The organism is Paenibacillus sp. VMFN-D1 (genome assembly GCF_003386155.1).
Lineage (GTDB): Bacteria > Bacillota > Bacilli > Paenibacillales > Paenibacillaceae > Paenibacillus_AQ > Paenibacillus_AQ favisporus.
On record NZ_QRDU01000001.1, the window covers coordinates 2053391 to 2075360 of the forward strand.

The following is a 21970-nucleotide window of genomic DNA, read 5'->3' on the forward strand; positions in this document are numbered from 1 at the left end:
GTCCCTTCGTCCTTGTTAAATACCTCGTCAGGCGGAAGATGATGCCGCTGAAAGATCAGATGCAGCAGAAAAGCCTCGCCGCCCGCCTTAATCAGTTTTTTATTTCGTCTTCATCACTGTCAAAACCGCTGATCTCCAGAATTTCGGAGGACAGCTTTGCAATCTCGCCGGCCAGCAGTACTCCCAAAATCGCTTCCGTTGGCGACCCGTATTTGTCGATAAGCTCTCTGGCGCTCCAGTCCGGGATCAGACAAGCCCTTTGAATCACAAGGGCGCCGAACTGTTCCTCGTCGAGTACTTTTTCCCGTTTTACTCCTTTGCCGGTATAATGCGTGCACTGTTCCTGGATTTTATGAATCGTTTTCCCGTCCAGCGCCTGGATTTGGAAGTCCACCCCAAGCCTTTTCATCGGGATGTCACGCTTAGGCTTGCTGTCCGCGCTGAGAAGTGCCTGCAGCACGCTGATTTGTCGGTTATCCGTTATCGTCACGGTTCATACATCTCCTTTATATATCGTTGTATATGTTTCCGCAGCGGGTGAAGCCGAGAGCCCTACGGCGTGTAGATGGCCCGCCTTCTTCGCCAGGTCCCTTCCGGCTTCGTGTCACCACCGCACTCCGAGCAGGTTTTACTCAGCCGTTATTTTGTCAAGAAGCTCATAGCCTGTGAAATTAAAGGGAAGCTCCTCCTCCACAATGGCTCCGACTTCAAAATGCATCAGCGGAATTTTATCGAATGTTACGCCTTTGAGCCGAACCCGGTATGCTCCATACGATTCGGGATCCTCCAGCTTAAGGATCAGCTCGGTAATGAACGTGCCTTGGCTGTCATCGGCGATCTTGCCGATCCGTTCGACGAACTCGGAAGTCACCTTGTAACCGGAAATGGTGCCTGTTCCGCTAAGTCCGGTCACCTTGTGCGCCGTCCAGCGGGTTCCTGCCCTTTTAATCTCTTCTTTCGTAATTTCGACGTTTGCCTCGGCTGATTTGATGTTGGTCAGCCAGGTTCCATCATGGTACACATATCCGTAAGTCCCGTTAATCACGCGGGTCGAATCCAGCACAATAATCCCTCCCAGGTCAATTTTAAGCATTTATCGATGTCTACACCTTGATCGTTAAGAAAATCCGCTCCATACTATCAATTTCCGTAAATCCGATCAGAAGAAAAACGCTGTCTCCTTCGGAATGGCGGTCCGGATCCAGGGTGACGACAATATCGGTCAGCACATTGTTCAGCTCCAGACGCTCCAGATAGGCTTTCACGGCAGAGATCAGTGCAGCCTGACCGTCCGCATTGTTATCGAGCCTGCCAATATAAGCCTCGGCCGCTGCTTTTGGAATATCGGTCGAGATCGCCTGGCGTGCGCGCATGGCCCTGATTTTTTTCTTGCCTGTCACGAGCCCCTGTTCAACTTTCACTTTCTCCCCGTCATAGACAAGAACCAACGATCCCTTCTGCAGCGATGCATTGATTTCGCTGTTTTTTAGGCGTTTGACGACATCCGTCGCTATGACAGGCGTATATGTTATCGATTTGTTGATGCCTGTTCCGGCGATCATTCCGGCAATGTATGGGGCATAGCGGGCCGAGCTGTACGCCGTTCCGCCAATCTCAACGCCTGTAATCAAGTTCACCGCGTATTCGTCGGCGAGGTCCGTACTGCGCTTGTTCCCCACAGCCGGATCCAGATCATCTTCGAGTGAACCGCCGAACACGGTCATAAAATGCTTGCCTTCGTCTTCCCGGTTATCCTTGCACCACAGCTGGGTTGCTTTCCGCTCTTCGGCAGGAACTTCATCCGGATACACAAACACGTTAAACGGCCGTGATCCGAAGACGTCCCGAATGGATGTGTATACAGCCGGCGTGACGTTCCCCTCGACCGGAGGCACCGTATATACCAATACTTCTTTGGCACCGCCCTGCAAAATCAGCCGGATTGGGCCCACCGCTTCCGCACCGAACAGCTGAATGGCTTCAGCCTCTTTCTCAATCGTGTAAAATTTACCCGCTTCGGCTCCTGCATATTGGAACAGCGGAAGGGCGACCGTTCCGCGAGCCCCGCCTTTGATTTGCGCGGCAGCCGCCTCCACAAAGTTAATGTACAGCCCCGGCCTTACCGGTAAACTGATCGGATCCCATGCTCCACCCATTTTCTACATGCCACCTTCCTATAAATTGTTTGTGCGTACCTCGATACGTCTTACTTTCTCGAACATCGGGCCGGCCACAGATTCCCGTGACTGGATTTGTATCGTTCCGGGGCATCGAAACACCCCGTTATCCAGCTTTTCGGGCGCGGTCAGCGTCATCGTGTCGATTCTAAACTGGGATGGCCCAGCTTCCGGGGGAGCAGCCGGATACTCATTCATCAAAAACCGGCTTAAGGCTTCCATTGCCTGTACCGCCTGCTCCGCATCACGGCCAACCCCCTGGATCACATACTCCCGGTCGACCAACGTGTGATCCCGGTTCACCGCTTTCCTCGTTTCCTGTTTGAACAAAACGGTAAAATCGCCCGGCGATGCTGCGGCAGGCTCCTGATACCGGTGAATCCCCGCTCCCGGAAATTTGGCCAAAATCAGTTCCGACATCCGGTTGATACTCTCGCTTACCGACACCCAATTTCACCTCTTCCGAACCGTACCAGGCATGCAGCATAGCGCCTAGAATCCTTCATCAAGCATATATCCTTTTTCAAACCATCCGTTCCCCACTTCCTTCTGCCAGCTTCTGGACGGGTGCTTCGACCCGCTGCATTTCGGATTATAGGCGGACGGAGCGCATAACGAACAGGATGAACTTTCTTCACCTGGGGGTGAGAAGAATTCATCCTCCTGCGTTCATATATGATCTGCTATACTGGATGCAATTGTAATCTTCTGTAAGGGGGTTTGAAATGGAGCAGATTCGAGTGATGCTGGTCGAAGACGACCCTTTTTGGAGGGATCACATCAGCAGCGATTTGTCCGATGAGCCTGATATTGAGATGATCGCCGCCTGCGCAACCAAAGAAGATGCCATCGAGACCGCCGCAAAATCAAGGATCGACATCGTTCTGATGGACATCAATCTGACCGGCAACAACCTGGACGGGCTGGAAGCGGCCGAGCTTATTTTGCGCCAGCCCGGGAACGAACCGGTGAAGATCATTATGCTCACCTCCATTACGGAAGCGGAAGTCGTCATGAAATCTTTTCGGCTTGGCGCGCTGAATTATATCAATAAGTCGAGTTATCAGGATATCGTTCATGCGATTAGGGAAGCGCATCATGGCCGGGCAGCGATCCATTCCGATGCCGCCCGGATCATGCGGAGCGAGGTTCAGCTCATGGAACTCACGCCCATGGAGAGAGAAGTGTTTGATCTGAGGAAGAACGGATTAAGCAAGCGGGAAATTTCCGAGAAGCTGCACAAATCGACGAATACGATCAAGTCGCAGCTGCGCAGCATCAAAAACAAACTGACCCATTTTAAAATGGACTAACCTGGTCAAGCGTCCGGGAATCTGCTTGCCGTTTGAATGCAGGCGACAATGGCTTGAACCTGGCATAAGGAAAATGCAGAACGATCGTCGTTCCCTTCCCAGGTTCACTTGCGGCAACGGATAACCTCCCGCCGTGTTTGGACATGACACTGGTGCAATAGGACAGACCCAGCCCATAGTTCAGAGCATGCTTCTTTGTCGTAAAGAACGGCTCGAATATTTTGGCCAGATGTTCGGTAGGAATGCCTGCGCCGTTGTCCTGTACGGTAATCCGGAACTCCCGTCTGGTCGAAGCCGTATGGAGTTCAATGCCTCCGCCGGAGGCAGGCAGCGCGTCAAGCGCGTTGCGGATCAGGTTGGACAGCGTCTCCGCGACGTGAACCGAATCGCAGTATAGCCGCCCTTCTGCGTCGTAACGCGCGGTTATCGTGGCCGGATGGCGCTCGATCAGCGAGCCGGCGGACGCGACGACGGAGTCGATCAGCTGCCGGATATCGTGCTCCCCCTCCTGCAGGACGACGTCCTCCGCTTTATCCTTGATCCGGTTGACCATGTGCAGCAAATGGGCGGTTAAGCCATGCACCTGGGCGATCGTATGCGCCGCCTTATCCGATTGTCCCGATTCCAGCAGAACCCGGCTTTTCTCTGCCAAATAATCGATTTTCTGGATTTCGTTCTTGATGGAATGGTTCAGGATGGAGACGCCCATGGTCAGCGTCCGGATGGAATAGTCAATGCGCTCCCGTTCGATTCGCAGCTTGATGCCGAGAAACCCGGATCTGGCGATATAAAAAATAATAAATCCCACCGTCCCCAAGATCATGATAAAGTTGGACTCCCACATTCCATTGCTCTCCAAGTGGAACGACCACCAGCCCAGCTCCAGATGCTCAAAGCCGATGTAATCGCTCGTATACGCCCACAGCATTGCCAGCGGCAGCACGAATGTCCGCCACTGTCTGCGTCTTGCCGCTTCGCTCTTCTCTTTAAAATAGGCAAGGATGTAGCCAAAGCTTCCGGCGGCGACATAGATTCCGTCCCACCAGCGAAAACGGGCGACTTCAAACTGATTCCAAGGTTCATGGGCCCAATGGTCCGCCATCAGCAGCCATGGACCAGGCAGCAGCGCGAGCGTCAGCACCTTTTTAACAAAACCGGTAACGCTCTCATTCAGCCATAACCCTCCCATACAGTAAACGTAAGGCAGGACGTAAAAATAAATATGCATGGCGGCTACCGTAAGCCAATAAAGGAAGTAACTCAGCCCGGGGGATAACCAATCGGCTGGAATGTAGGGGATAATAGACAAATGCATCGCAAACGCGAAGCTGGCAGATCCGCCAAGCAGTATAGTCAAGCCGATCCATACTGTCGAGCGGGTGCGGTTAGCCAAAAAAAACAGGCCTAAAGACCATAAAGAAACAAACATGAATATGTATATTATTTTCATGGGTTGGGTGCTAACCCATCCACCTCCGTGCCAGAATCACAGACATCCATGCCATGTACGCAAAAGTGTTACACTAACATTCTGCCCTTCTTTTCCCCTCCTTTTTACAATATCCAAGCTCTTGGATAAGCTACTCGGCATATGCTATGATTCGGACTTTAACATATATGTCATTGCCCTCTTCCCCATGCTTGCAGGTCCAAATCAGGCTCACCCATTCAGCAATTCCATTGACATCTTGGTAGCAAAAAAAACGGAGTCGGCCTCTTCCTCTTCAGGCTACCTTTCGAGGAAATATCGTATCCTTCCAGTCAGTTCTCGGGAAATCGGCAATTGGCCGAATCGCCTGATCCATATACATAATCGGGCTGCACTGCACAATCTTACCAGATTCTAATCAAAAAAAGTATCCTTCCGGATACCTTATTTTATAGTTGGGTCGTATAACGCAGCCGGGATTTCGTCCCACCACCTTATGCATAAGCATCCGCAATACCATGGATCTTTTCATAACCCAAACTGTGGAGAATATCCCAATCTTCCGAGCTGCGGCTGCTATGGAAATCTGCCCGAACCGGTGAAACGGCGATGAGCCCGGACTAGCAGAATAAAAGGCAGCAAAGAACGAATTCATCGTCCTTTGCTGCCCTTTTCATAGGCCTATTCTTCCACTTTAATCCGCAGTTCACCCGCTGCCAAACCGTTCCCAGCTGCGCGGATCACCACTTCGCCGGTCTCCAGACCCGACTGAACGACTAGGAGGCAACGGCCACCGCGGGTTTTTCTGCGGCTGCTCTTAAAAGGCTCGTGGTCGCGCAAATCCCCGTTATCAGCGCCAATGATCTCGCCTTTCCCTTGAATGTCGAAGCTTAACTCGAAGTCCGAATTCGGGACGACAATCCCCTGCTCATCCACGACGCTGACTTCGATATGCGCGATATCACGGGCGTCCGCCCTCAGCAGGGAGCGGTCGGTGTCCAGTACGATCCGATGCGGCGCTCCTGCCGTTTTCATCTCAAACTCGGATACTATCTCATCACCGTTACGGCCGACCGCACGAATGGTGCCGGCATGGTATGGCACATACCATTCCATGAAGCGGTTCGGGTAATCCGTCAGCTTCCGCACGCCGTACGATTCGTTGTTCATGATCAGCTCCACGCTCTCGCAGTTGGTGAACGTAACAAGCCTCATCAATCTGCCCTCCTGATCGGGAAAGGTCCAGTGGCTCGCGAGCCCAGGCGATTTCCAATGCAGCGTCCACTGCGCGCCCGCATCCTCTTGTGCCGGATCGAACACGGCGATATGAACCATCGGCTCTTCCGACCAGAAGCTTTGCTGCAAATAAGAGATCGGTTTGCGGAAGCCGCAGGTATCGATCAGGCCGGATGCCCAGCCTTTGTACGGGTATGAAGCCTCTCCCAGATAATCAATCCCGGCCCATACGAATTGCCCGATCACAAAGTCATGCTTCTCGACATCAAACCAAGGATTGACCGGAAGGTAGCCCTTCACGCGGTTGCCTTCCCCGCGGTAGTATGGGAACGTCTCGGTGCCGACGATCAGTGTATCCGGCATAGCTTCCCGGTAATGCTCATACCACTGCTCCTGATAATTAAGCCCTAGAATATCGACCAGCTCCGCCATCTTTTTCGTGTGCAGGACCTTGTCTTCAATCGGGCCTTCGCGCAGGCTGATCGGCACGTTATGCGGTTCGAGCGCGCAGGTGACGGGGCGTGTCGGATCCAGCTTGCGGCAGTAGTCGGTAAGCTGCTTCAGCATAACCAGCATGGATGGCTGTCCCTGGTTTTCGACCTCATTGCCGACGCTCCACAGAAAAATACTCGGATGGTTCCGGTCCCGGATCAGCATCGCCTCCAGATCCTTCTCCCACCACTCATCATACAGGTGCTCATAATACAGCGACTTCCACTTGTCGAACGCTTCATCAATGACCAGAAAGCCCATGCGGTCGCATAGATCTAGCAGCTCCGGGGCCATCGGGTTATGGGCGAAGCGAATTGCATTGCAGCCCATTTCCTTCAGTCTCTCCAGCCTGCGCTTCATGGCCTGATTATTGTAGGCTGCGCCCAGGCAGCCCAGATCGTGGTGGATGCACACGCCCTTTAGCTTCAAAGGCCCCCCGTTAAGAATGAGGCCCCGGTTCGGGTCCAGCACGATTTCCCGAATGCCAAACGGCGTTATATATTCATCGGTTTCAGCTCCGTCCCGAACAATCGTTGTCCGGGCATAATACAAGTCCGGCTGCTCCGGCGACCACAAATGCGGAGAGGGGATCACCGTTTCCTGATTGACCGTAACCTCTTCTGAAGCAGATACGGTCACAGGAGACTCACATTTCCCCAAAACCACATCCCGGCTGTCCACGAATTCGGTAATAACCGTACAATCCGCAGGCTCTTCGCCATGATGGTTTACCCGGATTTGCGCCTGTACCGTTGCTTTATCCGGGTGGATCTTCGGTGTTGTTATGAAAGTTCCCCACGCTGCAACATGCAGCTCATCCGTCCGAATCATCCATACGTTGCGGTAAATACCCGAGCCCGAATACCACCGGTCGGACGGCATCGGCGTATTGTCCACCTTGACCGCGATCACATTGTCTTGATCCCACTTGATATGAGGCGTCAGATCGTACTGGAAGCTGACATACCCGTAAGGCCGTTTTCCGGCGAAATGACCGTTGATCCATACCTCGCTGTTATGATGAACCCCATCAAACTGAATATAGACGCGCTCATTGTCGGATGACGACTTGATATGGAAGTGCTTTCTGTACCATCCCACGTTCCATCGCGGCAGGTAAGCCTGCATGCCGCCGAATGCCATGGCGGGATCCACCTGCTGCTCGATGCTCCAGTCATGCGGAACCTGCAGCTTCCGCCACTCCTGATCTTTAAAATCCGGCTGTTGGGCGCCTGCGTAATTTCCCAGGGCGAACAACCAGCCCGTATTGAACGAGCTCATCTTCCTGCTTCGGGTTCCCGCCTCCATTGTCAGTTCTGCCATGAGCCTACCTCCTGCTCTACTCGTAAGGGATATGATCGTTGAATGACTAATAGATGGTTCTGCCAGCTGCATCCGGAATACCGGATTTTCGGTAAAAGTACGTATTTATGACATCCCGCCATTCTTTGGCATGATCCAATTGAATAAGCAGCCGCTCCCAGACATTCCGGTAGCGCCGTTCATCGATATGACCTTCCAGCTTGCTCCAACGCCCGATCAGCTGCTCCACACCCTCCACGCCGTCGAAATGGGTATCATAAATATGCTGGATCACCGTCTTGCCGGAATGAAGCACATGGCTGTAAGGAACGTGATGGAAGAACAGCAGCAGCTCATCCGGGCACGATTCCAGCGATTCATACCGCTGTACATTTTCGGGGAAATATTGGGAGACATAGCCGGTTCCGTCCTTGACCGTCCGGTTTACGCCGATGCCGTGACAATCGGCAAAATGATACGTCCCCCACACCGAATACTCATAACCGTCGACATTCGGTCCGTAGTGATGCCCCGGGTTGACCATCCAGCCGACGCCAAGCGGTGAGGTGTAGCTCTCGTAAATATGCCATGAGTCTGCAAGCATAGGTTCAATTTCTGCGGAAACCAAAGAATCGCCGCCAAATGTAAGACGAATCCATTCGTCCGTGATATCCTTTTCGGTCAGATCCGGATTCCAGGCGAGGCGGCCGTACCCGTAAAGGTTGGCCTGCGCCAGCGTATGCCCGGTCCAATTGTGGTCGTCTCCCACGTTAATGACGGCGGCGATCCCGCAGGCTCGATAAGGATAGATCCCCCCGGAGACCACTTTCTTGACCTCGGTGCCCTGGCCTTGGGCGAACGTATCAAAGTCCAGGATTTCTTTCCACTGGGGAACAAGATAGCACAGATGCTTCTGCTGCCCCGTATACTCCTGCGTGATTTGAAACTCCAGCATCTGATTCGTGCCGGGCATGGCTCCAAGGAGCGGGGATACCGCTTCACGGACCTGAAAGTCCATCGGACCGTTTTTGATTTGGAGAATGACGTTGTTTTTGAACTGTCCATCCAGTGGTTTAAAATGGTCGTAAGCTGCGCGGGCCCGGTCCGTTGACCGGTCTCTCCAATCCTGAAGGCAGTTGTACACGAAGCATCTCCAAATGACGAGCCCGCCGAACGGCTCCAGCGCTTCCGCCAGCATGTTCGAACCGTCCGCATGCGTACGGTCATATGTAAACGGGCCCGGACGATGCTCCGAATCCGCCTTTACGACAAATCCGCCGAAATCGGGAATATATTCGTATATTTCTTTTGCTTTTTCCTTCCACCAATCGCCCACCCGGGAATCCAGCGGATCGGCCGTATCCAGTCCGCCAAGCTCCATCGGGCTTGCATAGTTGACGCTGAGAAACAATCGGATGCCGTAACGGCGGAATATCCCGGCCACGTTCGCCACATCCGGCAGAAACTGCCGAGTAATCAGCTGCGTTTCCGTCCGGTGGACATTGACGTTGTTTATCGCGATGCCGTTGATGCCGATGGATGCCATCAGCCTGGCATAATCCCGGATACGGGCGTCATCCTCAACAAACCGGTTATCTTGAAAAAAGATCGATCTGCCGGCATACCCCCGCTCAATGGAACCGTCCATATTGTCCCAATGGTTCATCATACGCAGCGGATTCCGCGGGCTGTCCGTAACATCCAGTTGGTCCAGTTCCTGTCCGGTCCGCAGAATCCGCAGCAGATGAAATGTGCCGTACAAGAGGCCCCTGTCCGTATTCGCCATCACATACAGCGAACCGCCGCCGTTCTCGGGATGACGCCGAATCGCATACCCTTCTTCCCCCAGATCCTTGATTCGTGCTGCATCCACCCATTCTTCCGGTACACCGATCTCCTCGAGTAAACCAAGACGGATCAGGCTCGACGCCTGCCGATCCGAGTCTGACACGATGGCAGGAAGAATGCCTGTCATTTCACGAATGCCGTGCGTGAGTTCGGCGAGCGCGGAATCGATCACATCCGAATTGCCATATACCGCAATTTGGGTCAGTTCTTTCATTCCGGCGAGTGATTCATTATTCGTATAGCTGAGCCAGCCCTGATCCGCTGACGAGTATGGAAGCCTTGCCTCTTGCGCCATGAGCTTCTCGTCCCTCCCGATGATCTTTATATAAAATAATGCGGATATTTCTCTTTTAAAAAGTCCTGCTCCACGACGACTAGGCGGAGATGCTGCTCCATCACCTTCATCGCGTGTTCTTTATCCTGCTGAATGATCAGCTGGTAGATTTCTTTATGCTGACGAATGATATTTTCCCAATTGGAGTCTTTGGAGAGCCGGAGCAGCCGCAGCCTGTTAAAATGAATGTTCAGCTGCTGCAGCATTTTCCACGTCCGCTGTTTGCCGGTGGCGTCAAACAGGATCTGATGATACTCTTCATCGAGCTCAAACAGCCTGTAGAAATTGTTCTGCCCGGCACAAACATCCTGCATGGCAATGTTCGCTTCAATCTTGAACCGGGCGTCTTTATCCAATTGGTCGCAGGCAAGCGCCACGATTTCTTTTTCCAGCTTCTCGCGGATAAACCGGCCTTCCTCCACATGCTTCAGGTTAATGCGGGACACAATGGTGCCGCTCTGCGGGATGATGTCCAGCAGTTCTTCTTCCGCCAGCTTCATAAACGCTTCCCTGACGGGCGTTCTGCTGACGTTCAGCTCGTCCGCGATTTCCTTCTCCGAAATTTTGGTGCCTGGTTCGAGCTCCAAATGAAGAATTCTTTCCCTCAGCAGGTTATAGGAATAAGCCCTGGTGGAACCCTTGATTTTCTGCTCTGTCGACATTACGGTTACCTCTTTCTCCTTGCTTTCATTTCACAACACGCGAAGGTTGAAATGACTGCCAAACATTCTTTTTTTAAAAATAATTCAGTCGGACACACTGCGGACACTTACAGGATTTCTACCATCGAACCGCTTGGAATAAAGTGGACCGGAAGTCCGGGAAATCTGCCGGCAAGCCGTTCGCTGATCAGCTTCATCCCCGGTTCCTCGCTGGCGGCATGACCCAGCATAAGCAGCGCTTTGGCTCGTCCCTGCGCGGATGCATCCCGGACATATTCGGGCGTTTCCCATTCCGGCCCTTCACCGATGATCATCAAATCCAGACGTTCTTGCTCGAATAACGGGATCGCGTGCTGTCCACCTCCCCTGTACCCGACAGCAACTCCGATTTGCCCGCAGACTGTCTCGGGATCGCCGACGGCACGCAGATAGGGCAGATTCAGCTTCTGTTTTACATGCCCGGCGATGTCAGATAATCTACGGCTCTGCGGCAGCCGCACAACGGAAGCCGTTCCGAGATCCCGGTGCTCATAATCCTGCCATCCCAATGCTTCGATCAGTCCCGCCGTGATGATATCCGGCCGATAACTGTGCGGATGATCGTGAAACCGGTAAATGATCATATCCTCCGATTCGATCAGCTTCCGCTTTGCCGCATGAACGGGATCTTCCGGAGCGAAGCCCTGCTCTTCCTGATGACTGTAAAAAGCCCCTTCGTGCGTAACCAGCAGGTTCACCCCAAGCCGGCTGGCCTCAAGGACAATATCATGGGAAGCGATGAAAGCGACCCCGATTCCGCGGACCTCCGCTTCGGGAGATCCGGCGATGATCCGGTCGATCCGGGATTCCAAATCCCCGGCGGGTTCCGTTAAATACGTTACGACCTCCTGAGCGGTAACACGCAAACCATTCACTCCTTCGGACCATGAAAAGCATGGATGTTCGTGGTGGATGTCATGCTAATACGGCATAACGCCCGGCGAGTTGAAAACAGGCTGCCATTTCGCTGGCGAAACGGCAACCCGATTCGGTAACTTCAGATTAGTTCGTGTTTATGACGACTTACCGACTTACTTCTTTTCTTTATAAGCTTTATACGTCTTGTTGGCAAGCTTAACATAATTATCCAGACCCTGTCCTTTGAGCTCGTTCACAAATGCGTCGAACTGGGACAACGGTCGCTCGCCGAGGATAAATTTGAGCGTGTTTTGATCCGAGTAGTCTTTCAGCGGCGTGCTCAGCAGGGTCGCCTGCTCGCGGTCTTCTACGGAATACGGGATCGGCGGCTCGGCCGGTACGACGGTTTTCGTCTTTTTCATATCTTCCTGGAACTTTTTCTCTTCGTCGCTGAACATCGATTGCAGCAGCTCCGTTGTACCGCCGTAGGCGAACACCCCTCCGGAGAAGCCGTAATCGATACGCAGGTCCTTCGTTCCTTCCGGGTTCAGGCCGTTATAGTTGATATCGTCGACCAGCTTCCGGACGCCGTTCTCTTTGGTATACGTTACCCCTTCAACACCCCACTTGGCAAACTCTTCGCCTTCGTCACTGTAGTAGAGCCAGTCAATGAACTGAAGGATCGCCTTAAAGTTCGGGTTTTCCTTGGCTTTGGCCAGAATCATCACGCCGTTCTCCAGACGGGAGCCTGACATCAGCTGACCTGCAGGTCCTCCTGGTACCGTAATTTTGGCGATGGAGAATTTGCCCTCCCCGAGCGATTTGTTCATGTCCGTGCGATGCAGCACGACGGTCTGGGAGTTGCCGTTGATCACAAACGATTTACCGGATACGAACTTCTGAGTCGCCTGATCGTCCGTTTGCGTAAAGCTTTCTTTGTCCAGCAGGCCTTCGGATACAAGCTTGTTAAAATACGTCAGCATATTTTTGTATTCCGGCGTCGTGGACGTGTACACGAACTCGTCCTTGTCCGCTTTGTAAGTGAGACCGTTGCCGAAGCCCCAGCCGGCCTTCGTTCCGAATCCGGTCGCCGCAATGTTCAGCGTACTGTTGAACTGGAACCGGTCGGAGAACGGAATCGAGTCCGGATAAATTTCCTTCAGCTTCTTGAGAGCGGTATACAGCTCATCCCAGGTCGCAGGAATCGGAATGTTGTTCTTCTCAAAAATGTCGGTCCGCACGAGCAGCGTGTAATCCGGCCATACCTCTTCATGCAGGCCAGGGAGCACATAGTATTTACCGTCCTCCTGCCGGAGTCCGTCCAGCTCCTTTTCCATGCCCCATTTTTCGACTTTATCCTTAAAATTCGGCATCATATCAATGTAATCGCTTACCGGCAAAATCGCACCGGATGACACAAAGGAAGCTTCTTCCCCGGGATACGTTTTCGGAATGACCAGCGGAGCGTCTCCCGAGCTGATCAGCAGCGAGCGCTTCTGGCTGTAATCGCTCATCGGAACGATGGTTGGCTGAAGCGTGACGCCCGTTCTTTTCGTGATTTCCTGGAACAGCATCCAGTCCTTCTTGTAAGGGTAGGCCGGCTGGTCGCTGAAAAGAATCGGCAGGTTAAACGGCTCGGTTGCCTTGAAAGAAACGTTAACGCCGTAATTTTCCATCGCGCCTTTGGATTGATCCTTGGCTTCTCCGCCGCTGCCGCCAAGATTGTTGCTGCAGGCAGCCACGGACAGGCTCATTACTGCGGCCATCAGCGTCATTCCCCATTTTTTACGAGAACGCTTGAACATTTGATTACTCCCCCCATGAATGAATGTCGGAACTGCAAAGAACTGTAAAGCTATGAAATGAATGCGGCGATCCGGACCGGATTTATCCTTTCACGGAACCCAGCATAACACCCGATACAAAGTACTTCTGGACAAAAGGGTAAATCAGCAGAATCGGCAGAATAGTAAGAACCATCGTGACGGACTTAATGTTCGCAGAGATTTGGGTCAGGTTATCCGCTGACGTCGCCCCCGCGGAGGCGCCACCTGTTGCCCCGGCAATGAGGTTCCGCAAGTATACGGTGACCGGGAACAGTTCCTTCTGGTCCATGTACAGGAAAGCGGAAAACCATGAGTTCCAATGTCCCACCGCATAGAACAGCATCATGGTGGCCATGATCGCCTTACTGAGCGGAAGAATAATGCGGAAAAGAATCCCGTACGTATTCAAACCGTCGATCGAAGCCGCTTCTTCCAGCTCCTCAGGCATGTTCTCGAAAAATGATTTCATGATCAGCATGTTATAGATGCTGATAGCACCCGGAACGACGATCGCCCAGATCGAATTGGCAAAACCAAGGCTGTTAATGAGCACATAGTTCGGGATCAGCCCGCCGTTAAAGAACATGGTGAACACCGCGAACATCGTCAAAAATTTGCGCCCCATCAGCCTTTTCTTGGACAAGGCATAGGCAAAGATCGTCGTCATGAACATCGAAATGGCCGTCCCGACCACCGTATACACGACGGTGTTTTTGTAGTTCGTCCAGAACATCGCATCCTTGGCCACCGTCCGGTACGTGTCGATATTGAAGCCTCTCGGAATCAGGTTGACCTTCCCCGCATTGATATAAGCCTCGCTGCTGAAGGACTGGGCGAGCACGTTAATGAAAGGAAATACCGTAATGAAGACGATCAGCAGCAAAATGATCGTGTTGACGACTTTGAACACTTTATAAGAAGCGGAATCTTTCACTTGAGGACCTCCTTACCATAGGCTTCTTTCCGTTACTTTTCTGGAAATCGCATTGACCGAGAACACCAGAATGAGCCCGATGATCGATTCGAACAATCCGATGGCCGTGGCATAGCTGAAGCTGCTGGATTGCAGGCCGACCCGGTACAAATATGTAGAAATGACGTCGGATGTTTCGTAGATGACCGGATTGTAGAGGAGCAGTATCTTTTCAAAACCGATGGCCAGGAAGCTGCCCATGTTCAGGATCAGCAGCGTGACGATGGTCGGCAGGATCCCGGGGATCGTCACGTGCAGCGTCTGCTTCCACCGGTTGGCGCCGTCAATTTTCGCAGCTTCGTACAGGGACTCGTCAATCGTCGTCAGTGCGGCCAGATACAGAATCGCTCCCCAGCCCATGCCCTGCCATACCTCGGAGGTAACATAAATCGCCCGGAACCACTCGGCCCGCTGCATGAAATTAATACCGTCTCCGCCGAAGAAACGGATGAGCGCATTGATCGACCCGCTCGCCGAAGTCATCTGCAGGATCATGCCGGCCACGATGACGATCGACAAGAAGTGTGGCATGTAAGAGGCGGTTTGAACGAATTTCTTGAATTTCTTGTTCTTCACTTCATTAAGCAGTAACGCAAAGATAATCGGAATCGGGAACGTGAACAGCAGGGTCAAAGCGCCGAGAATCAGCGTGTTCGTAAATACCTTCCAGAAGTTCGGATCCTGGATAAACATCTGGAAGTAGTGAAACCCTACCCATTTCTCTCCATAGATGCTCCCCCCGGGAACAAAACGGCGGAAAGCGATGACGTTGCCGATCATCGGCCCGTATTTGAAAATGAGCAGGTAAATGACCGGTAATACCAAGAGCGAATACAACTGCCAATCTTTGCGAAAAAGCCTTCCTACAGAGCGCTGCTTCTGTTTTTTGACGGCTCTCTCCTGGGGCAAGACGGGGCTTGCGGCCTTCGTTTCCATTCTTCAGATCACTCCAATCCGCGCAGAACATGTCGCTGTTATTTTTGCACTTCTCGTACCAATCCGTCTGATGTCTCGCGCAACCATTTCACATATGAACATTCATCCCGGTCCGGGCAAGCGGATAAACCGCTTACAATTCGTGTGGCTTTAGTGCGGTCGTCGAACCCTGAAAAAGACCTCCCCTTTCTTAAAGCGCTTACAAATAACCTTCAAAAAACTCAATACATCTGTTCTCCATAGCTTTTTTTGAACTTAGAAAACAATAGACCGGAATAAAAATGGTGAGGCAGTTCAGAGAAAATTGGAATACTAGTATAACTAGTATGGTAGTTGAACTGTTTTTATTGTAATGGACCTTTTCCTGGATTTCAATATTTTTCTTTCGGGAACTTTAAAAAAGTTACGCCCTCTTCGAACAAGCTGAATACGAAAACTGCCATCCCCAACCCCAAAAAAGCGTCAGCCGTGACATATCACAGCTGACGCTTCATAGGAAACTTTCGCATATTTCTGCTTCTCTTCGACATGATTCCTTGTTCGCAAACCTGGAACTCTAAATGGAAACTATGGATTTATATTCAACCATCTATAGATTTTAAATTTTCAGCATCTCGGCACGCTTTTCTAATTGTTCATGACCACTATTCAACTCGGCAAACAGATACTCTGTCAGCAAAAACGAAATCGTGGATTCCGCCCCCTTGTTCCGGTTCGGTCCGTTTGGCGTCAAGCCGTCGCAGCAGCTGCCATCTGAAGGATCGGCGAGCGGGCGGCGGCAGTCATTTTCACCGTGGAACCACTCCCTGCAGCGCCGGATTAGCTCCTTATATTCCTGGCTGCCTTCCACCCGATAGGCCTCCCTGGCAGCCAGAGCCAGCTTCATTACTTCGAGCGGCTGTTGATCCCACCGGCTGCGATGGCAGCGGTCGGCCCAGCCCCGGTTGCCGATCGGCCGGATCCAGCCTTCCTTTGCCGTCATTTGTTCGGCCAGAAAATCCAGGGATTCCTTGGCCACCCGCCGGACGGTTTCACGTCCCGTCGCTTGATAGGAGGAATAGAGTGCCCATGGGAGTACGCCGTTTCCGTAGGTCATCTGCGGCTCGAACCAGTGCCATCCCGGCTCAGCCGACGTGGAGTAGAGGTCCATCAAATTTCCCTCTAAACGCTCGATCAGCGTCCAGACCTGAAGCTTCTCGAGCAGCTCCGGCCTTGTCATTCGGAGCGGATAGCATTCCTCCACTGTCCACAGCCGGGAGTAGGCCGCAAGTGTATATGCCCACCCCCGTGGGAACTGCAGCTGCTGCGCGGCAGCGGCCGACCGGAGCAGGATCGTTTCAGCAGCCCACCTGCTTCCCTCGTCCGGCAGCTCGGCCCATGCATTCACCGCAGCCCATACGGCGCGCCCATGGCAGTCATCCGATGCCGTTTCCGGTTCAGGAGAACGGTCATAAGCAACATTGTTATGGAACGTTCCGTCCTCTTTTTGAAGCCACAGCAGAAAAGCCAGGTAGATGTCTGCCAGCTTCAGCCAGCGCTCGCTGACATCCGGTTCCATGCGCTGAATAACCGAACAAGCCCACAGGGCACGGGCATTGTCGTCTGTTGTATATCCTTCCTGTCTCCTAGGAACTGAACCCAATGCATGCTCGAGCAAACCTGTATCATCCGTCATCCTTTCCAAATGTCTAGGACATATCCGGTAACTTTTCAAGGGTCCCCCTCCCTCAGTTCGCTTTCATGATTTCCGGAACGGAAGCGGCTAATCCGTTGAACAGCTCCAGATGGAGAAGACCGACCTTGGACCAATGCATGTCCGCTCCAATCCGCCCCATTTCCCGTTCCCATCTTCTCGCCGTTTCCTCTTCGGAAAGAATAGCTCCCATTTGCTCCGACCATCCCTTCGTATCATCAAAAGGAATCAGCAGCTCCGGATAATCCCCCAGCAAATCCTTGGCATAGGCATACGGCGTCGTCAGAACCGGCCGGCCCAAACCAACCGCATAAGCGAGCGTTCCGCTCGTAATTTGCTGCATGCCCGGATAAGGCGTGACGTACAGGTCGGCGGCCGATAACAGCCCAGCCAGCTCGTTCTCCTCCACGAACCTGTCGATCATGACGACATGGCCATCCACTCCCAGTTCACGGGCAAGGGATTCGAGCTCCTGCCGGTACGCCTCGCCTTCCCATTTGCGCACTTCAGGATGTGTCTGCCCCACAATGGCATACAAGGCGTTCGGTACTTTTCGAACGACATCAGGTAGAGCACGAAGGATCAACTCAAAACCTTTCCCCCGGCTGAGAAGACCAAACGACATCATGACCTTGTGTCCGTCCCAGCCCATGGATTGCCGCGTCCGTTCGCGCAAACCGGCCGCAGGCTCCGGTGTTCCATGAGGCACGCAGCGGATTTTATCCATCGGCACACCCATCGATCGGTGGAGGTAGCCGGCAGCCAGCCGGTTCATTACCAGTATCAGATCACTGCGCTGGGCAATCCGCTTTTGAATGCTTAAATACGGCTCTTCCGGATGCTCAAATACGGTATGGAAAGTAACGGCAAGCGGCTTATCGAGATGATCGACCAAATCAAGCACATATTCTCCGGCTTCCCCGCCGAAAATGCCGAATTCGTGCTGAAGCGAAACGACGGACACGTCGCTCCGGTTCAACCGCTCGGCAAGCTTTCGGTATGCTTTGCGGTCCTCTTTCTCGACTTCATGGATCATCGGATCCGTATCTCCCAACAAACTGAACGCCGGCTTGACGGCGTAAACCTCATCTTGGCCCTTCCAGCCTCTGGCTCCGTTCACGCTTTGCCGCAAGTGATGCGTATAGGTGGCAATCCCGCATTTTTGAGGCACATAAGTGCCTATATAAGCGATCCGATTCATACCGTAATCTCCTCCTCCTCTTTGATGCGGTGCGCAAAAGCTTCGTAAAGGATATGCCGGGATCCGATTTCCGAGCCGAATCCGAATACGCATTGGTACAGCTGTGCTCCTTCCCTTACGTGACAGCCGTCCCACAGAATCGTCTCCGATAACCGGGTGTTATTGGCAATCCGGCAGTCGTCCCCGATGACCGTGTACGGTCCGATGATGGCTTTATCGCCGATTTGCACGCGGTTTCCGATCACGACCGGCGGGATCAAAAGGGCGCCGTCGCCGATCCGGCAGCCGGTCCCGGTCCAGATTCCCGAGGTCTTCTCTTTACCCGGCAAAGGCAGCTTCAATTTGCGATCCAGAAGGTCCCAATGCACCTGCCGGTAGCGTTCCCGGGTGCCCATATCGAGCCAATATCCGGTCATCGTGAAGCCATACACACCTTCCCCTGCTTCGATGAGAAGAGGGAAGGTTTCCCTTTCGATCGATACCTCGCGGCCTGCCGGTATGTAGCTCAAGGCTTCTTTGTTCATGACATAGATTCCGGCATTGATCAGTTTCGAGGGTGCTTCCCCCGATTTCGGTTTTTCCACAAACCGGGCTATGCGGCCTGTTTCCGAGATGTCTACAACGCCAAAAGAACTGGGATCCTCTACCTCGGTCAGCCCGATGGTAACGGTCGCCTGCCGTTCCTGATGATATTGAATGAGCGGTTTAATATTCATATGCTGTACGATATCGGCGTTAAACACCAGGAAGCAGTCGCCAAGCAGCGATTCCGCGTTTTTAATGGCGCCGGCAGTACCCAGCGTCTCGTTCTCTATAACATACTCGATGGAGACCCCCCATTTTTTGCCGTCTTCCAAATGGTTTCGAATCAGGTCCGGGTAATGCTTGAGCGCCAGGACAAATTCCCTCACCCCTTGATCACTAAGCTGCCTTACCAAGTGTTCGATCCAGGGACGATTTCCTACTGGCGCCATCGGTTTCGGCATTTGTTCGGTTAACGGCCGCAGACGTGTGCCCAGTCCCCCGGCCAACAGCAACGCTTTCATCGGTTGATCACCCTCCAGTTCGGTTTTCGGTCATAAAAAAAGAAGCCGGCGCATGGCGAACCTTTTCTCGATCATGGCACCATGAGCGTAAAAAATTCATTCATCAACGACTTCTGTTTTGGAGTTGTCTGGTCTTCAGCCGCTATGCGCTAAAGCCCGTCCGCTATGACCTTTTGCCCCTCGGTGGGATCAAGTGCCGCATCATCGAACAGAATGGTCATATAAATATAACCCCCTCCCGCTTCAGATTATTAGCACTCACCTAAATAGGCTGCTATTAATACTAATAACGAATTCGTTCCTTGCTTTCAATAGCGAATACTCGCGGAAATGGATGAGTATCCGCCATGAAAGCCAATACATGGTATACTTTCGCAAGTTTTTTCAAATTTCCTTACTCATACGTCAGAAATGGATCGGGAATGACAATATAATGCGCTTCCGCATCGCTGATCCCTGCATAAAGAGCTGCCGTACCATCGGCTAAGCGAAGGATTCCCCCGCTGAATACGACGTCCTCAAGGTCGGTCCGTTTTGCGGGACCCGGGGCGAAGCTGGCCCGAACTGCGATCACTTCCATGTCGGTGTACTGTCCTGAATTCGGATCCAGCGCAAATACCATGGGATAATAATGACGCATGCCCTTCCCGTCGAAACGGGCGATGTGGCCCAGTACGCCCACCCATCCGTTCGACAATATTCGGGCTTCATTAACCCCACCCCATTCGTCATCCGCGAACTGCTCCTTAAGCAAGGGAGCGTTGGCTATAGCCTCCACCGTAAGCCTGTCCAGGGACGGAATCCGAAAGAAGCCGATTTTACCCAGCCCGCCGATTTCGCCCTGCGGTCTGGTAAAAATACCGATGTCCCCTTCCGGCAGGCCGACCATCCGGACATCCTTCATGCCGTCCGGTCCGGTAAAAAAAGGTTCCAGCTGATCAAGACGATTCCCTTGATAGAACACCGTTCTCCACGAGAGCCTGTCCTTGCGCAGCGGATCCGGAAAGGTCTCTACGCCTCCTATAATGAGCCGGTTTCCTATTCTTGTCACAAACGGATCCTGAAGCTTTAGAATCGGAGCCCGGTCCAAAGGATGCCATACGCCGTCCCGCTCGGTAAAAAACATCACCTGCGATTGTTCGCTGTCGCGTGATTCTACCCTGCCAGCCAGTACCTTCACGCCCTCGTCTTCAAAAGGAGCCGTTATGTTGTATACATCTTTACCGTTAACTCCTGTAAAAATCAGTTTTTTCCTCTCCAGGACGGGCACTTCTTTCACATGAAATTCCCTGAGGAGCACGTCACATGTTCGTATGGTACGCTTCTCCACATTCATGCTGATAAGTCTCCTTTCCTATGCTGCCTTGATTTTTCCGAATCCTATTATTATCAAAACGCTCAAAAAATCAATAGAGTATTGTAAACTCGATAGGGAACGAGCATTATGATTCTACGATGACCCTATTTTTTTCGCTTAAAGTGCGCTCAAGCTTGCTGAGGACGCTGTCTGTAACCGGAATTCCCAGCTGCTCCATTGCATACAAGAACGAGCCTACAGCGGGAGGAAAATGCGGATCCACCAAACGGAATGGCCTTCCCGGATCATCTGTGGAGAAACGCTTAAGCTTTTCTTGAAAATAAGTGCTGTTCGCCACGCTCCCGATGCACGCGACCCGCAGCGTTTCGGCCTGAAAATGCCGGCTGAGCAAGCGGATGCCGACCACGATCTGGTGGATGGACCGGTCGCAAACCGCTTGGGCTAATGAACTTCCTGTCGCTGCCGCCTCCGTAACATAAGGGGCAAAGGCTCCAAATGTCCGGTCCCTTTCACGGCGGTCATCATGGAAACCGTTCCTGCCCAGAATTGCAAGTTCCCCAAGGTCGGCTGCATTCCAATGCGAGAGCATATCACGAACCAGACGCCCGTCGGTATCATCTGTATGTCCGGCGATTGCTTCATAAACGGCGTCATAGGCCAGAAACCTCGCTGCACTTGCAGCATAGTGATGATAGTCGTAATTACGTATGTATCGCCCTTCTTCATTGATACCGAAAATAATCGAGCCGGTTCCGGAAATAACCACGACGCCTGGTTTTGCCATCAATGCACCGTAATGGGCGGCGACTGCATCGTTTACGTGCCACTTAGGGCATGTCATTTCCGGTAAATGAGTCAGTTCCTGCACCCACTCTAAATCCTGATCCCGGTCGTAGCCGGCGATGCCTGCGGCCATGCCGCAAATTTCCTCAGGGAAACACCCCGCGACGGAAAGGGCTTTGCGGATCGCCGCCTTGACATTATCCGTAGCCTGGTTATCCCGATGCTGCGATGCCGCTTTCTGATCCTCGATGTACGCTGCGATGTTTCCTTCCGGACTTGCGATGACCACTCTGGTATTGGAGCCCCCTCCGTCGATACCCATAATCAGTTTCCTTCCAGCCATATAATCCCCCTGCCCCCTTATCTCTACCATCCAATCACTAACCCGAGAAGAACTCCAGCCTTCATGGAAGTTATTTACTAGTTAGGTTTAATTCGACAAAGTTCTTTACATATCCTCCTCTGTTGTATCGAGTGTACGATAGGAACAATGATCCAAGTTCC

At 52.5% G+C, this 21970-nt stretch carries 18 protein-coding genes; 1 reads left to right on the forward strand and 17 read right to left on the reverse strand.

Annotated features, from left to right (window positions below; all coding sequences use genetic code 11):
• Window positions 1–91: 91 nt before the first annotated feature.
• The 4 genes from C7820_RS09495 to C7820_RS09510 form a co-directional block, all read right to left on the reverse strand.
• Window positions 92–490 carry a phage tail assembly chaperone gene (locus C7820_RS09495; protein WP_116230745.1) on the reverse strand — a complete coding sequence of 133 codons (399 nt, stop codon included), beginning with the start codon at window positions 488–490 and terminating at the stop codon, window positions 92–94.
• 138 nt (window positions 491–628) lie between these two features.
• Entirely contained in the window at window positions 629–1093 is a 465-nt protein-coding gene (locus C7820_RS09500) for a phage tail tube protein (RefSeq protein WP_220376645.1), read from the reverse strand.
• A 10-nt stretch (window positions 1094–1103) separates the two neighbouring features.
• On the reverse strand, window positions 1104–2156 hold the full coding sequence (locus tag C7820_RS09505; RefSeq protein ID WP_116230746.1) for a phage tail sheath subtilisin-like domain-containing protein: 1053 nt from the start codon (window positions 2154–2156) through the stop codon (window positions 1104–1106).
• A gap of 18 nt (window positions 2157–2174) precedes the next feature.
• The gene (locus C7820_RS09510; protein WP_116230747.1) at window positions 2175–2624 is read right to left on the reverse strand and encodes a hypothetical protein; all 450 of its coding nucleotides are present in this window, start codon (window positions 2622–2624) and stop codon (window positions 2175–2177) included.
• A 278-nt stretch (window positions 2625–2902) separates the two neighbouring features.
• Between C7820_RS09510 and C7820_RS09515 the strand changes: the two genes are divergently transcribed.
• Window positions 2903–3490 (forward strand): response regulator transcription factor, encoded by a 588-nt coding sequence (locus tag C7820_RS09515; protein WP_116230748.1) that lies wholly within the window; start codon window positions 2903–2905, stop codon window positions 3488–3490.
• Here C7820_RS09515 and C7820_RS09520 read toward each other — a convergent pair.
• The 13 genes from C7820_RS09520 to C7820_RS09580 all read right to left on the reverse strand — a co-directional run bounded on the left by C7820_RS09520 (window position 3477) and on the right by C7820_RS09580 (window position 21809).
• Window positions 3477–4883, reverse strand: a complete 1407-nt coding sequence (locus C7820_RS09520; protein WP_181908983.1) for a sensor histidine kinase — start codon at window positions 4881–4883, stop codon at window positions 3477–3479. The genes C7820_RS09515 and C7820_RS09520 overlap by 14 nt on opposite strands.
• Window positions 4884–5600: 717 nt before the next feature.
• Window positions 5601–7970 carry a glycoside hydrolase family 2 TIM barrel-domain containing protein gene (locus C7820_RS09525; RefSeq protein WP_116230750.1) on the reverse strand — a complete coding sequence of 790 codons (2370 nt, stop codon included), beginning with the start codon at window positions 7968–7970 and terminating at the stop codon, window positions 5601–5603.
• Window positions 7971–8016: 46 nt separating this feature from the next.
• A complete protein-coding gene (locus tag C7820_RS09530) occupies window positions 8017–10092 on the reverse strand; it encodes an alpha-glucuronidase family glycosyl hydrolase (protein ID WP_116230751.1) in 2076 nt (691 codons plus the stop codon).
• 26 nt (window positions 10093–10118) lie between these two features.
• Window positions 10119–10793, reverse strand: a complete 675-nt coding sequence (locus tag C7820_RS09535) for a GntR family transcriptional regulator (RefSeq protein ID WP_076166482.1) — start codon at window positions 10791–10793, stop codon at window positions 10119–10121.
• A gap of 107 nt (window positions 10794–10900) precedes the next feature.
• Window positions 10901–11698, reverse strand: a complete 798-nt coding sequence (locus tag C7820_RS09540) for a Nif3-like dinuclear metal center hexameric protein (RefSeq protein WP_116230752.1) — start codon at window positions 11696–11698, stop codon at window positions 10901–10903.
• A gap of 165 nt (window positions 11699–11863) precedes the next feature.
• The gene (locus tag C7820_RS09545; RefSeq protein WP_116230753.1) at window positions 11864–13495 is read right to left on the reverse strand and encodes an ABC transporter substrate-binding protein; all 1632 of its coding nucleotides are present in this window, start codon (window positions 13493–13495) and stop codon (window positions 11864–11866) included.
• 82 nt (window positions 13496–13577) lie between these two features.
• Window positions 13578–14450, reverse strand: a complete 873-nt coding sequence (locus tag C7820_RS09550; RefSeq protein ID WP_089547061.1) for a carbohydrate ABC transporter permease — start codon at window positions 14448–14450, stop codon at window positions 13578–13580.
• Between the two features lie 12 nt (window positions 14451–14462).
• Window positions 14463–15425 (reverse strand): ABC transporter permease, encoded by a 963-nt coding sequence (locus C7820_RS09555; RefSeq protein WP_076166498.1) that lies wholly within the window; start codon window positions 15423–15425, stop codon window positions 14463–14465.
• A 598-nt stretch (window positions 15426–16023) separates the two neighbouring features.
• A complete protein-coding gene (locus C7820_RS09560) occupies window positions 16024–16983 on the reverse strand; it encodes a glycosyl transferase (protein ID WP_258875180.1) in 960 nt (319 codons plus the stop codon).
• 169 nt (window positions 16984–17152) lie between these two features.
• Window positions 17153–18319: a glycosyltransferase family 4 protein gene (locus tag C7820_RS09565; RefSeq protein WP_116230754.1), complete on the reverse strand. Its 1167-nt coding sequence runs from the start codon at window positions 18317–18319 to the stop codon at window positions 17153–17155.
• The gene (locus C7820_RS09570; protein ID WP_116230755.1) at window positions 18316–19365 is read right to left on the reverse strand and encodes a nucleotidyltransferase family protein; all 1050 of its coding nucleotides are present in this window, start codon (window positions 19363–19365) and stop codon (window positions 18316–18318) included. Before C7820_RS09570 ends, C7820_RS09565 begins: the two co-directional genes overlap by 4 nt.
• 394 nt (window positions 19366–19759) lie before the next feature.
• The gene (locus tag C7820_RS09575; RefSeq protein WP_116230756.1) at window positions 19760–20701 is read right to left on the reverse strand and encodes a DUF1861 family protein; all 942 of its coding nucleotides are present in this window, start codon (window positions 20699–20701) and stop codon (window positions 19760–19762) included.
• A 106-nt stretch (window positions 20702–20807) separates the two neighbouring features.
• Window positions 20808–21809: a BadF/BadG/BcrA/BcrD ATPase family protein gene (locus C7820_RS09580; protein WP_181908984.1), complete on the reverse strand. Its 1002-nt coding sequence runs from the start codon at window positions 21807–21809 to the stop codon at window positions 20808–20810.
• Between the last annotated feature and the right edge of the window lie 161 nt (window positions 21810–21970).

What these genes read in the sequence shown, in the direction of transcription:
- C7820_RS09505 (WP_116230746.1), bottom strand. Translation starts at nt 2,156, where the DNA reads ATGGGTGGAGCATGGGATCCGATCAGTTTACCGGTAAGGCCGGGGCTG.
- C7820_RS09565 (WP_116230754.1), bottom strand. Translation starts at nt 18,319, where the DNA reads ATGAATCGGATCGCTTATATAGGCACTTATGTGCCTCAAAAATGCGGG.
- C7820_RS09535 (WP_076166482.1), bottom strand. Translation starts at nt 10,793, where the DNA reads ATGTCGACAGAGCAGAAAATCAAGGGTTCCACCAGGGCTTATTCCTAT.
- C7820_RS09525 (WP_116230750.1), bottom strand. Translation starts at nt 7,970, where the DNA reads ATGGCAGAACTGACAATGGAGGCGGGAACCCGAAGCAGGAAGATGAGC.
- C7820_RS09545 (WP_116230753.1), bottom strand. Translation starts at nt 13,495, where the DNA reads ATGTTCAAGCGTTCTCGTAAAAAATGGGGAATGACGCTGATGGCCGCA.
- C7820_RS09570 (WP_116230755.1), bottom strand. Translation starts at nt 19,365, where the DNA reads ATGAAAGCGTTGCTGTTGGCCGGGGGACTGGGCACACGTCTGCGGCCG.
- C7820_RS09575 (WP_116230756.1), bottom strand. Translation starts at nt 20,701, where the DNA reads ATGAATGTGGAGAAGCGTACCATACGAACATGTGACGTGCTCCTCAGG.
- C7820_RS09530 (WP_116230751.1), bottom strand. Translation starts at nt 10,092, where the DNA reads ATGGCGCAAGAGGCAAGGCTTCCATACTCGTCAGCGGATCAGGGCTGG.
- C7820_RS09500 (WP_220376645.1), bottom strand. Translation starts at nt 1,093, where the DNA reads ATGCTTAAAATTGACCTGGGAGGGATTATTGTGCTGGATTCGACCCGC.
- C7820_RS09580 (WP_181908984.1), bottom strand. Translation starts at nt 21,809, where the DNA reads ATGGCTGGAAGGAAACTGATTATGGGTATCGACGGAGGGGGCTCCAAT.
- C7820_RS09560 (WP_258875180.1), bottom strand. Translation starts at nt 16,983, where the DNA reads ATGGAACCGGATGTCAGCGAGCGCTGGCTGAAGCTGGCAGACATCTAC.
- C7820_RS09515 (WP_116230748.1), top strand. Translation starts at nt 2,903, where the DNA reads ATGGAGCAGATTCGAGTGATGCTGGTCGAAGACGACCCTTTTTGGAGG.
- C7820_RS09555 (WP_076166498.1), bottom strand. Translation starts at nt 15,425, where the DNA reads ATGGAAACGAAGGCCGCAAGCCCCGTCTTGCCCCAGGAGAGAGCCGTC.